Source organism: Loktanella gaetbuli (assembly GCF_020531945.1).
Classification (GTDB): Bacteria; Pseudomonadota; Alphaproteobacteria; order Rhodobacterales; family Rhodobacteraceae; genus Loktanella; species Loktanella gaetbuli.
On sequence record NZ_JAJATZ010000003.1, the window covers coordinates 495,186 to 506,541 of the forward strand.

11 protein-coding genes are annotated in these 11,356 nt (G+C 62.6%); 9 read left to right on the plus strand and 2 right to left on the minus strand.

Annotation, left to right across the window (positions count from 1 at the left end; genetic code table 11):
• The first annotated feature begins 41 nt into the window (after positions 1-41).
• The 6 genes from LGQ03_RS09045 (at position 42) to LGQ03_RS09070 (ending at position 6,900) form a co-directional block, all read left to right on the plus strand.
• Complete coding sequence (locus LGQ03_RS09045) at positions 42-1,811, plus strand: heparinase II/III family protein (protein WP_226748132.1); 1,770 nt, start codon at positions 42-44, stop codon at positions 1,809-1,811.
• Positions 1,804-3,393: a bifunctional phosphoribosylaminoimidazolecarboxamide formyltransferase/IMP cyclohydrolase gene (gene purH, locus LGQ03_RS09050; RefSeq protein ID WP_226748133.1), complete on the plus strand. Its 1,590-nt coding sequence runs from the start codon at positions 1,804-1,806 to the stop codon at positions 3,391-3,393. Before LGQ03_RS09045 ends, purH begins: the two co-directional genes overlap by 8 nt.
• A 9-nt stretch (positions 3,394-3,402) precedes the next feature.
• Positions 3,403-3,888, plus strand: a complete 486-nt coding sequence (gene lspA, locus LGQ03_RS09055; RefSeq protein ID WP_090157965.1) for a signal peptidase II — start codon at positions 3,403-3,405, stop codon at positions 3,886-3,888.
• 52 nt (positions 3,889-3,940) lie between these two features.
• Positions 3,941-4,159 carry a DUF3035 domain-containing protein gene (locus tag LGQ03_RS09060; protein WP_056029299.1) on the plus strand — a complete coding sequence of 73 codons (219 nt, stop codon included), beginning with the start codon at positions 3,941-3,943 and terminating at the stop codon, positions 4,157-4,159.
• 93 nt (positions 4,160-4,252) lie between these two features.
• Positions 4,253-5,593 (plus strand): M16 family metallopeptidase, encoded by a 1,341-nt coding sequence (locus LGQ03_RS09065; RefSeq protein WP_226748134.1) that lies wholly within the window; start codon positions 4,253-4,255, stop codon positions 5,591-5,593.
• Complete coding sequence (locus LGQ03_RS09070) at positions 5,590-6,900, plus strand: M16 family metallopeptidase (RefSeq protein WP_226748135.1); 1,311 nt, start codon at positions 5,590-5,592, stop codon at positions 6,898-6,900. Before LGQ03_RS09065 ends, LGQ03_RS09070 begins: the two co-directional genes overlap by 4 nt.
• Before the next feature lie 6 nt (positions 6,901-6,906).
• Here the strand turns inward: LGQ03_RS09070 and LGQ03_RS09075 are convergent, their stop codons facing one another.
• Both LGQ03_RS09075 and LGQ03_RS09080 read right to left on the minus strand, forming a co-directional pair.
• Positions 6,907-7,374 carry an SRPBCC domain-containing protein gene (locus tag LGQ03_RS09075; RefSeq protein ID WP_226748136.1) on the minus strand — a complete coding sequence of 156 codons (468 nt, stop codon included), beginning with the start codon at positions 7,372-7,374 and terminating at the stop codon, positions 6,907-6,909.
• Positions 7,364-7,705, minus strand: a complete 342-nt coding sequence (locus LGQ03_RS09080) for an ArsR/SmtB family transcription factor (protein WP_226748137.1) — start codon at positions 7,703-7,705, stop codon at positions 7,364-7,366. The genes LGQ03_RS09075 and LGQ03_RS09080 overlap by 11 nt, the downstream gene beginning before the upstream one ends.
• Positions 7,706-7,789: 84 nt before the next feature.
• On the opposite strand from LGQ03_RS09080, the gene mutL reads away from it, so the two are divergent.
• The 3 genes from mutL to LGQ03_RS09095 are packed head-to-tail and all read left to right on the plus strand — an operon-like array spanning position 7,790 to position 11,271.
• A complete protein-coding gene (gene mutL, locus LGQ03_RS09085; RefSeq protein ID WP_226748138.1) occupies positions 7,790-9,610 on the plus strand; it encodes a DNA mismatch repair endonuclease MutL in 1,821 nt (606 codons plus the stop codon).
• Positions 9,607-10,854, plus strand: coding sequence for a DNA recombination protein RmuC (locus LGQ03_RS09090; protein ID WP_226748139.1), 1,248 nt, complete (start codon positions 9,607-9,609; stop codon positions 10,852-10,854). The genes mutL and LGQ03_RS09090 overlap by 4 nt, the downstream gene beginning before the upstream one ends.
• Before the next feature lie 27 nt (positions 10,855-10,881).
• Positions 10,882-11,271, plus strand: a complete 390-nt coding sequence (locus LGQ03_RS09095) for a hypothetical protein (protein WP_226748140.1) — start codon at positions 10,882-10,884, stop codon at positions 11,269-11,271.
• The last annotated feature ends 85 nt before the right edge of the window (positions 11,272-11,356 follow it).

The following is an 11,356-nucleotide window of genomic DNA, read 5'->3' on the forward strand; positions in this document are numbered from 1 at the left end:
TGCGCCCAACAAGAATGCGAAATCGCAGACCGGGGCAGCAGGTGGCACAAAATCCATCCTGGCAGGCACGTCTTACGACGTATTTGCATCAGTATCATGCGCGCCGCGCTGCGCGGGCCAAACCTGTGACCGGGTTCGTGTCGCAGCCTGAACCCCGCAGCATCGGTCTTTTCGCGCGGGGCAAGCAACTGCTGGCCGGTAATTTTCTGTTTGCGGGCGTCCTGACCACGTCGCCTGACGGTTCGATCTGGGATGCGCAGGGCGACCGCGATCTGGTGGATCAAGAATTGCATGGCTTTGCCTGGCTCGATGACCTGGCTGCCGTCGGTGATGGTCGCGCGCGGGCGGTGGCGCAGGCCTGGGTTGCGGAATGGATCGACGATTTCGGTGATGGCACGGGACCGGGCTGGACACCTGACCTGACAGGGCGTCGCCTGATCCGCTGGATCTCGCACGGGTTGATGTTGCTGCGCGGTCTTGATCGTGATGCGCAGGACCGTTTTTTCCAAAGTCTCGGGCAGCAGACGCTGTTCTTGTCGCGCAGATGGCGCGCCGCGCGCGCAGGTTTGCCGCGGTTCGAGGCGCTGGCCGGCATGATCTATGCGGGCCTGTCACTGGAAGGCATGGAGGATCTGACCGATCCGGCGATTGCGGCGCTGGCCAGTGATTGCGCGGATCATGTCGGGTCCGATGGCGGGATCGCATCGCGTAACCCCGAAGAGTTGATGGATATCCTGACACTGCTGCTCTGGGCGCAGGACGCGCTGGAGGCAAGCGCGCGTCCCGTGCCTGCCGCACTGACGGATGCCCTTGGGCGGATCGCACCGACGCTGCGCAGCCTGCGGCATGCCGACGGCGGGTTGGCACGATTTCATGGCGGTGGTCGCGGTGTCGATGGACGGCTGGACCAGGCGCTGGCCCGGTTGGGTGCGACCGGGCGGGGCGTTGCCGACATGGGCATGGGCTATGCCCGGATCGCGGCGGGTCGCACCAGTGTCATCGTGGACGGGGCCGTGCCGCCGCAGCACGTGGCATCCTATAATGCGCATGCTGCAACACTCGCGTTCGAGCTGACATCCGGTCGGCGCCCGCTGGTGGTGAATTGCGGGTCAGGCGTGACCTTTGGTGCCGACTGGCGGCGCGCGGGCCGGGCCACGCCCAGCCATTCGACATTGTGCATGGCTGGATATTCGTCCTCTCGGCTGGGTCAGGCGCAGCTTGTCGGTGGCGTGTTGGCCGAACCCCTGATCGACACGCCGACCGATGTGCAATGTATCATCACGCGGATGGATGACGGCCACAGGGCCGAACTGTCGCACGACGGATTTCGCCTGACCCATGGCCAGACCCACGCCCGCATTCTGGAAATGACACTGGATGGGCGCGGTCTGGTGGGCGAGGATCTGCTGACCACCCTGAATGATCTGGACAAGGAACGGTTCGAACGGGCCTGCGGTCTGACCGGTGGGTCCGTGCCGTTCGCGATCAGGTTTCATCTGCATCCCGATGTCGAGGCGCATGTCGATCTTGGCGGTGCTGCGGTATCGATGGCACTCAAATCAGGTGAAATCTGGGTGTTCCGCCATGACGGTCACGCAGAATTGGCGCTGACACCGTCTGTTTACCTTGAAACAGGCCGGTTGAAGCCGCGCGCAGCACAACAGGTGGTTTTATCCGGCGTCGCTTTGTCTTATGCGACGCGCATCCGTTGGTCCCTGACCAAGGCGCAGGACACCCCCGATGTGGTCCGCGACCTGGCACCTGCCCGAACGGATGACGATGATGCATCATTCGAGGACGACCATGACTGACCTTTTCCCCGTGACCCGCGCGCTCCTGAGCGTTTCCGATAAAACCGGCCTGATCGAACTGGGACAAGCGTTGTCCGCACGCGGTGTTGAACTGCTCTCCACCGGTGGATCGGCCAAGGCGTTGCGCGATGCGGGCCTGGACGTAAAGGACGTGGCAGAGGTGACGGGCTTTCCGGAAATGATGGATGGTCGGGTCAAGACGCTGCATCCGGTGGTTCACGGTGGCCTGCTGGCGGTGCGCGACAACGACGCCCACGTCGCGGCCATGGATGAACACGGGATCGGCGGTATCGATCTTCTGGTCGTGAACCTCTATCCGTTCGAGGAAACGGTCGCCAAGGGTGCTGATTATGCCACCTGCATCGAGAACATCGACATCGGCGGTCCGGCCATGATCCGGTCGGCTGCGAAAAACCATGCCTTTGTCAACGTTGTGACGGATGTGTCCGACTATGACGCGCTGCTGGCCGAGCTGGATGCCAACGACGGTCAGACCACGCTCGCGTTCCGCAAGGGGTTGGCGCAGACCGCATACGGCCGCACTGCGGCCTATGACACGGCTGTCAGCACTTGGATGGCTGGCGCGATCGATCTGGACACGCCGCGCCGCCGCAGCTTTGCCGGGACCGTGCGTCAGGAACTGCGGTATGGTGAAAACCCGCACCAGACCGCCAGCTTTTACACCGACGGCAGCGACCGCCCCGGCGTCGCCACGGCAACCCAGCATCAGGGCAAGGAACTGTCCTACAACAACATCAACGACACCGATGCCGCGTTCGAACTGGTGGCGGAATTCGACCCCGCCGATGGTCCCGCCGTCGCGATCATCAAACACGCGAACCCCTGCGGCGTGGCACGGGGTGACACGCTTCTCGAGGCCTATACCAAGGCGTTCGACTGTGACCGCACCAGTGCATTCGGCGGTATCGTCGCGCTGAACATGCCGTTGGACGAAGCGACGGCCAAGGCGATCGCCGAAATCTTTACCGAGGTCGTGATCGCACCGGGTGCGTCCGATGCGGCGCGCGCTGTTTTTGCCGCGAAAAAGAACCTGCGCCTGCTGACCACGGACGGTCTGCCTGACCCCGCAGCCCCTGTGACGACCTATCGTCAGGTCGCGGGTGGCATGCTGGTGCAGGACAAGGATACGGGCCGCGTCGCAGCGGACGCTTTGCGTGTGGTGACCAAGGTGCAGCCGACCGATGCCCAGATGGCCGACCTGCAATTCGCATGGAAGGTTGCCAAGCACGTCAAGTCCAACGCCATTGTCTACGTCAAGGACGGTGCAACGGTTGGTGTCGGCGCAGGTCAGATGAGCCGTCTGGACAGCGCCCTGATCGCCGCCAAAAAGGCAGAGCGCATGGCCGAGGCGATGGACCTCGCCGCACCGCTGACCATCGGCAGCGCGGTTGCGTCCGATGCGTTTTTCCCCTTTGCCGACGGATTGCTAGAGGCTGCTGCCGCAGGTGCCACCTGCGTCATCCAGCCTGGCGGTTCGATGCGCGACGACGAGGTGATCGCGGCCGCTGACGAGGCCGGGATCGCAATGGTGTTCACCGGCATGCGCCACTTCAAGCACTAGGATCACGGAATGCGATTGGTTTTCTGGGCGGGCTTTTGGACGTTCCTGCTGGATCAGGCGACAAAATACGCCATCGTCCACTGGCTGGACCTGATGACCCGTCAGCGGATCGAGGTGTTTCCGCCGTTTCTGGTGTTCCAGATGGCCTGGAACCGTGGCGTTAATTTCGGCCTGGGTGCGCAGGCGGACATGCGTTGGGTGCTGATCGGGGTCGCACTGGCGATTTCGGTCGGCGTTCTTGTCTGGCTCTGGCGCAGCGGTGGCACCAAGTGGATGTATATCGCAGCGGGTCTGCTGGTCGGCGGCGCGCTGGGCAACGTTGTTGACCGTGTGCTTTACGGTGCTGTCGCGGATTTCCTGAACATGAGCTGCTGCGGGTTTTCCAACCCCTATGCGTTCAACATCGCGGACATCGCCATTTTTGCCGGTGCCATCGGGCTCGCGTTTCTGCCGGGGCCGGATGCCCGGCAGACCAAGGCGCGCAAGGGCGCGTGACGCCGCGACCGAACTGCGTTAGAACAGCGCCGATACCAGTTGAGGGACCACCATGCGTCACGTGATTTTGCCAGTGATACTTTGTGCCGCGCTCGCGGGTTGCGGTGGCGGAACCGGTGGCGGCGGGCCCGACGAATTTTCGGTCATTCCGCAAAATCCGCTGATTATTCCGGCCACGAACGCCTTGCCGGCACCGCGTCCCGGCGGCACGAATCCCGCCGATCTGGACCCGCAGGAACTGGCCATCCGCGCGATGGGCGGCAGGCCCTGAACCTGACAGCTGCGTGACAACCCTGTACGGGATGTTGCAAGTCGGGCGCGGCTTCCTAGGTTGGACCTGAACATATCCAACCATAGGCACCCCATGATCCGATCTCTGGCCGCTGCCCTGACTGTTTTCGCGACCACTGCGATGGCCCAGGTCGCCCCCGACGATGTTACGTCATTCACGCTTGATAACGGGATGGAGGTCGTGGTGATCGAGGATCACCGCGCCCCGGTCGTGGTTCACATGGTCTGGTATCGCGCCGGGTCCGCTGACGAACCGGTGGGGCAGTCAGGTGTCGCGCATTTCCTGGAACATCTGTTGTTCAAGGGGACCGAGACACTGGAACCGGGTGAATTCAGCGCCACGGTAGCCAAAAACGGTGGGACCGACAACGCGTTCACCAGTTACGACTACACGGCTTATTTTCAGCGGATTGCGGCGGACCGCCTGCCGCTGATGATGCAGATGGAAAGCGACCGCATGGTCAATCTGCAGCTGGATCAGGACGACATTGCGACCGAACGCAACGTGATCCTGGAAGAACGCAACCAGCGCACGGAATCCTCGCCGGGGGCACTGGCGCGCGAACAGTTCAACGCGGCCCTCTACCAGAACCACCGCTACGGCGTGCCGATTATTGGCTGGAAACACGAAATGGAAGAGTTGGATCTGGAGGACGCGGTGTCGTTCTATGATCTGTACTATTCCCCCAACAACGCAATCCTGATCGTGGCCGGTGACGTGTTTCCCGACGAGGTGCGTGCGCTGGCGGAACAATATTATGGACCGATCCCGGCTGAACCTGATCTGCCTGAACGCATCCGGTCATCAGAGCCGCCGCAGCTGGCACCGCGCCGGATCGTGTTCACCGACGAACGTGTCAGTGAACCCTATCTGGTGCGCAGCTACCTTGCGCCCGAACGCGACAGCGGTGCGCAGGAAAAGGCCGCGGCGCTGACGCTGCTGGCCGACTTGCTGGGTGGGTCCAGTTTTACCTCGGAATTGGGGCGTGCGTTGCAGTTCGACAGCCAGATCGCCGTTTATGCGGGGGCAGGCTATCGCGGCAGCAGCCTGGATGACACGTCGTTCAGTCTTTCGGTGGTGCCAGCGCAGGGTGTGACCCTGTCAGAGGCCGAGGCAGCCATGGATCAGGTTATCGCCGATTTCATGGCCAAGGATATCGATCCGGCGGCCCTTGATCGGATCAAGTCCGAAATCCGCGCGTCGGAAATCTATGCGATGGACAGCACGCAGGGACGCGCGCAGCGCTATGGGGCCGCCTTGACCCAAGGGCTGACCGTCGATGATGTGCACGCTTGGCCAGAAATTCTGCAAGACGTCACCGCAGAGGACATCAAGGCCGCCGCGGCCGAGGTGTTCAACCTGAACCAGTCGGTGACCGGCTGGGTTGTCGCAAACGAGGAGCAGGCCCAATGATCCGCTACGTTCTGGCCATCTGTGCCACATTCGCCGGAACCGCTGCCTTTGCTGCGGTCGAGATTCAGGAAGTGACCTCTGACGGCGGCATCACCGCCTGGCTGGTCGAGGATCACAGCATCCCCTTTACCGCGCTGGAAATCCGGATCGAGGGTGGCGCATCGCTGGACCTGCCCGGCAAGCGCGGTGCCAGCAATCTGATGATGGGCCTGCTGGAAGAGGGTGCAGCCGACATGGATGCGCAAGCGTTCCAGACGCGCCGCGAAGAACTGTCAGCGGGTTTTGGTTTTGATATCGGTGACGACGTCACCAGTATCTCGGCCCGTTTCCTGACGGAAAATCAGGATGACAGCATTGCCCTGTTGCGGCAGGCACTGATCGAACCGCGCTTTGACCAGTCGGCGATTGACCGGGTCCGCGCGCAGGTTTTGTCCGGCATCGCGTCCGATGCCAAATCACCCAATGCCATTGCGGGCGATACGTTGAATGCCGGGGCGTTTCCGGACCATCCCTATGGATCGTCAAGCACCGGCACGGCAGAGAGTGTCGCGGCACTGACGCGCGACGACATCGTGACCGCCTGGCAAAACGCGCTGACGCGTGATCGCATCTATGTGGGCGCAGTCGGCGACATCACGCCAGAGGCGCTGGGCGAGGTGCTGGACACCCTGCTGGGTGAACTTCCCGCCGAGGGGCCGCCACTTCCCGAGGATACCACATTCGCGTTGGACGGCGGGATCACGGTCGTCGATTTTCCGACACCCCAATCGGTTGCACTGTTCGGCCACGCGGGCATGGAACGGGACGATCCCGATTATTTCGCGGCCACGATCCTGAACGAGGCGCTGGGGGCAGGCGGCTTTGAATCCCGCCTCATGGACGAGGTGCGGGAAAAGCGTGGCCTGACCTATGGCGTATCGACATTCCTGGTCCCCAAGGATCATGCGCCCATGGTTCTGGGACAGCTGGCGTCGTCCAACGACACCATTGCCGAAGCGATCGAGGTCGTGCGCGATGAATGGGCCAAGATCGCGCAGGACGGCATGACCCAAGAGGAACTGGACCGGGTGAAACTGTTTCTGACCGGGTCATACGCGCTGCGGTTCGACGGGAATGCAAACATCGCCAGCATCCTTGTCGGGATGCAGATGATCGGCCTTCCGCGTGACTATGTCGTCAACCGCAACGACTATATCGAGGCGGTGACGCTTGAGGAGGTGAACCGCGTGGCGGCCGACCTCTACCGGCCCGAGGATCTGCATTTCGTCGTCGTGGGCCAGCCAGAGGGGCTGACCAGCACGAACTGATCGCTGTCAGCCGGATACAGCATCGTCGAGACCGGCATAGCTTCCTTCCATGCCGGTCTGGATGCCCATGTCCATCAACATCTGCCGCGTTTCGGCATCGGGCAGGGTCATCGTCATGGTCATCAACGTGCCGCTGCCCTGCGCGTCAAATACCGTCTCGATCCGGTTGTCCGGCGTCGGGTCCGGCATCAGCATCCGTTCGATATGCAGGATGCGCTGACCGGGGTCCAATTCCATGAACGTGCCGGTAATGGCAAAGCTATCGTTGTCAGGCCCGTTGTAGCGATAGGTGAATTCGCCGCCGACCCGGGCATCGACGCTGATCGTGTCGATGGTCCAGCCGTCCGACCCGACCATCCATTTTCGGATGATCTGAGGGTCGATATGCGCGCGGTACACCAGTGACGGCGGGGCTGCAAATTGGCGGGTCGCGATGATCTGCGTATCCCCCACCAGTGTCAGTTCAAGGGTCATGCGTCTCATCCTCCAGTTCGGCCAAGACGGCATCAAGTCGGTCGTATTGCGCGCTCAACGTCTTGCGCAGCTGGGTCAGCCAGGCGTCCAGCGCGGCCATGGATTCAGGTGCCAGACGGCAGGGTCGGCGCGCACCATCGACCCGTTGCACGACGATACCCGCGTCTGTCAGCACCCGGATGTGACGTGAAATGGCGGGCTGCGACACGTCGAACGGCGCGGCCAATTCGCCCACCGTACATTCGCCAGATGCAAGACGATCAACGATCCGCAGGCGGATGGGATCGGCGAGTGCGGCCAGCACGGCGGGGTTGATCGATTTGATTAACATTTTGGTTATATAACATGAATTGGATGCTTTGTCAGTAAATTCGCCCCTCGTAGAATCAACCGTTTCGATGCTATCTCTTGTAGCATGACAGTGACTTCACCCCAGATACAGACATCAGCCAACCCCGTGATCCGCCAGTTGGATGACGCCGCGATCAATCGGATCGCGGCAGGAGAGGTCGTGGAACGGCCCGCATCTGCGGTCAAGGAACTGGTCGAGAATGCCATTGATGCCGGTGCCACGCGGATCGACGTAACCATTGCGGATGGTGGCAAGACTCTGATCCGCGTCAGCGACGACGGCTGCGGCATGACGGCTGCGGATTTGCCGCTGGCCCTGTCGCGGCATGCCACATCAAAGATTGACGGCAGTGATCTGCTCAATATCCATTCGTTCGGTTTTCGGGGCGAGGCGCTGCCATCGCTGGGTGCGGTCGGGCGGCTGACCATCACGTCCCGTTGCGGTGACGAGGGGTCCAGCATCCGCGTCGCAGGTGGACGCATGGACCCTGTCAGGCCCGCAGGCCATCCGGGCGGCACACAGGTCGATCTGGCCGATCTGTTCTATGCCACGCCCGCGCGATTGAAATTCCTGCGCAGTGACCGGGCCGAAACACAGGCGATCACGGATGTGATCAAACGCCTTTCGATGGCGGAACCGTTCATTACGTTCATTCTGCGTGACAGCAGCAACGGCGAGGCGCGCACGCTGTACCGCGCGGATGCCGAAACTGGCGACATGTTCGACGCGCTGCACCGCCGTCTGCGGGCTGCCATCGGACGCGACTTTGCCGACAATGCGCTGCGGCTGGACGCGGAACGCGACGGGTTTCACCTGACCGGCTATGCAGCGCTGCCGACCTTTTCTAAGGGGGCTGCCGTCGCCCAATACCTGTGTGTCAACGGTCGCCCGGTGCGGGACAAGATGCTGCTGGGTGCATTGCGCGCGGCTTATATGGACGTGATGTCGCGCGACCGGCATCCGGTGGCCTGTCTGTTCATCGACTGCGATCCCACGCTGGTCGACGTCAACGTGCATCCTGCGAAATCCGAGGTGCGGTTTCGCGATCCAGCTATCGTGCGCGGTCTGATCGTCAGCGGAATCCGTCATGCGCTGGCCGAGGCCGGGCATCGGTCGTCCACCACCGTCAGCGCGGCGACATTGGGGGCAATGACGCCCGTGACGGAACCGCGCGTCTACCAGATGGACCGTCCGACGCCGCGCTTTACCGCGCAGACCATGACGTTCCAGTCCGGCTTTGCCGAATTGCCGTCCGCCCGGATTGATCCGGTCCCGGACACGCCAGATGCCATTGCGGACGAGGCCCGGCCGCTGGGCGCGGCGCGGGCGCAACTTCATGAAAACTACATCTTGTCGCAGACCGCCGACGGTCTGGTGATCGTGGATGCCCATGCCGCGCATGAACGGCTGGTTTACGAACGGCTCAAGGCGCAGATGCGCGACAATGGGGTCACGGCGCAGGCGCTGTTGATCCCTGAAATCGTCGAACTGACGCCGGGAGAGGCGGATCTGCTGCTGTCGCAGGCCGATGATCTGGCGCGTCTGGGGCTGGGGATCGAACCCTTTGGCGGCGGTGCCGTGGCCGTGCGCGAAACACCGGCGATCCTTGGGACAGTAGATGCGCGTCGTCTGGTGCTGGACGTGCTTGACGAATTGCAGGATGGCGGCGACACCGGGTCACTCAAGGCGCGGATCGACGCCATCCTCAGCCGGGTGGCCTGTCACGGGTCAGTGCGCACGGGACGCCGCATGTCCGCGCCGGAGATGAACGCCCTTCTGCGCGAGATGGAGGCGACGCCGCTGTCGGGACAGTGCAATCACGGGCGCCCGACATCGGTGACATTGTCGATGACCGACATCGAACGGCTGTTCGGCCGCACGTGATCCAGGTGGGTGACACGCAGTTTGCGTTGGATGATCCGCGTCTATGGGCGGCGGCTGTGGCATTGCTGCTGTTGGCGGCACTCTTTGCACTGCTGATCGCCACCGTGCGCAGGGCCGGGCGGTCGGGGCAGGCGGTTGATGCGCTGTCGGGGCAGGTCGGGCAATTATCGGGGTTCATGCAAACGCTGGCCGAAAATCAGGCGCGGCTGGGTGAAAACCTGCGCACCGTGTCCGACAGCCAGACCGCCGGTCAGGCCCGCATCATGCAGACCATGGAACAGCGCCTGGCCGAGGTGAATGCGCAGGTCGCCGAACGTTTGGCCGACAACGCGCTGCGGTCCGCACGCAGTCTGGCCGATCTTCAGGAACGGATGAAGGACACGCTGGCGGGCAGTTCGGAGAAATCGACCAAGCAACTGGCCGCGTTGCAAGAGCGTCTGGCCACCATTGATCGCGCGCAAAGCAACATCGAAAAACTGTCGGGCGACGTGCTGTCGCTGCAGGATATCCTGTCGAACAAGCAGACACGCGGGGCCTTTGGCGAAATCCAGCTGACCGATATCGTGGGCAAGGCGCTGCCTGCCGACAGTTATTCCCTGCAAGCGACGCTATCGAACGGGAAACGGGCCGATTGCCTGATCCATCTGCCCAACCCGCCGGGACCCATCGTCGTGGATGCGAAATTCCCGCTGGAGGCCTACGAGACGCTGACCCGCGCCGAGACCCGCGCAGAGCAGGACGCAGCGCTCAAGGGATTGGCGGCAGCGGTCCGCGTTCACATCAAGGCGATTTCCGAGAAATACATCATCGCTGGCGAAACGGCGGATGGTGCCATCATGTTCCTGCCGTCAGAGGCCGTCTATGCCGAGCTGCACGCCCGGCTGCCTGCCGTGGTGCGTGACGGCTTTGACGCGCGGGTCTGGATCGTGTCCCCCACTACCTGCATGGCGACGTTGAACACGATGCGCGCCATTCTCAAGGACGCACGCATGCGCGAACAGACGGGGGCAATCCGCAAGAGCCTGAAACAGCTGCACCGCGACGTGCAGCTGATCGGCGATCGGGCGGGCAAGCTGGAAACCCATCTGCGGCAGGCAGGCGAAGATGTATCCGGCATCCTGACGGCCGCGACGCGGGCCGGCAAACGCGCCGACAGGTTGGACAATTTCGATTTTGAGGAACTGGCAGCACAAGCGCAGGCGCCATTGCCCCTTGCGGCCAGTGGTTCTGACGGCCAAGACTGAGGCCAAGACGACAAAAGGACACCATAGATGTTTTCCCGCCTGATGATCCTCGGCAGTCTTGGACTGGCCGCCTGCACGAATCCGATGAATCCCGCGCCGTTTTCGGATGGTGTTGCGCAATCGGGCATAGCTCTGACCGAAGCCTTTGGCGACACGCCGCTGGATGACGGCCCGATCCGCATTCTGGTTCAGGATGCCGATCCCTTGCAGGTGATGCGCACCTTTACGCTGGCACCCTGCCGCAACAATACCGAGGTCTGCGGCGGGTCCGAGAATGGCCCCGTCGGCCAGTCGTCCATCATCGACGGTCAATACGTCGTCGCGAACGCCTATCCGGGGCTGACGTTCTTTCTGGATCGCAACGGTGACGGATTTCTGCAAGAGCGCGGCCAGATGATCCCGCTGGCCTGGGACTGACCTGCGACAATTCATACGCACTGCCCTGCAACTGATCTGCGCTACGTATCGTGGCTCTGACGACACTGACCACGACGGAGACTGC

Excerpts from the sequence above, each read along its gene's own strand:
- LGQ03_RS09060 (WP_056029299.1), top strand. The coding sequence starts at position 3,941 with ATGCGTCACGTGATTTTGCCAGTGATACTTTGTGCCGCGCTCGCGGGT.
- mutL (WP_226748138.1), top strand. The coding sequence starts at position 7,790 with ATGACAGTGACTTCACCCCAGATACAGACATCAGCCAACCCCGTGATC.
- LGQ03_RS09080 (WP_226748137.1), bottom strand. The coding sequence starts at position 7,705 with ATGTTAATCAAATCGATCAACCCCGCCGTGCTGGCCGCACTCGCCGAT.
- LGQ03_RS09070 (WP_226748135.1), top strand. The coding sequence starts at position 5,590 with ATGATCCGCTACGTTCTGGCCATCTGTGCCACATTCGCCGGAACCGCT.
- LGQ03_RS09065 (WP_226748134.1), top strand. The coding sequence starts at position 4,253 with ATGATCCGATCTCTGGCCGCTGCCCTGACTGTTTTCGCGACCACTGCG.
- lspA (WP_090157965.1), top strand. The coding sequence starts at position 3,403 with ATGCGATTGGTTTTCTGGGCGGGCTTTTGGACGTTCCTGCTGGATCAG.
- purH (WP_226748133.1), top strand. The coding sequence starts at position 1,804 with ATGACTGACCTTTTCCCCGTGACCCGCGCGCTCCTGAGCGTTTCCGAT.
- LGQ03_RS09095 (WP_226748140.1), top strand. The coding sequence starts at position 10,882 with ATGTTTTCCCGCCTGATGATCCTCGGCAGTCTTGGACTGGCCGCCTGC.
- LGQ03_RS09075 (WP_226748136.1), bottom strand. The coding sequence starts at position 7,374 with ATGACCCTTGAACTGACACTGGTGGGGGATACGCAGATCATCGCGACC.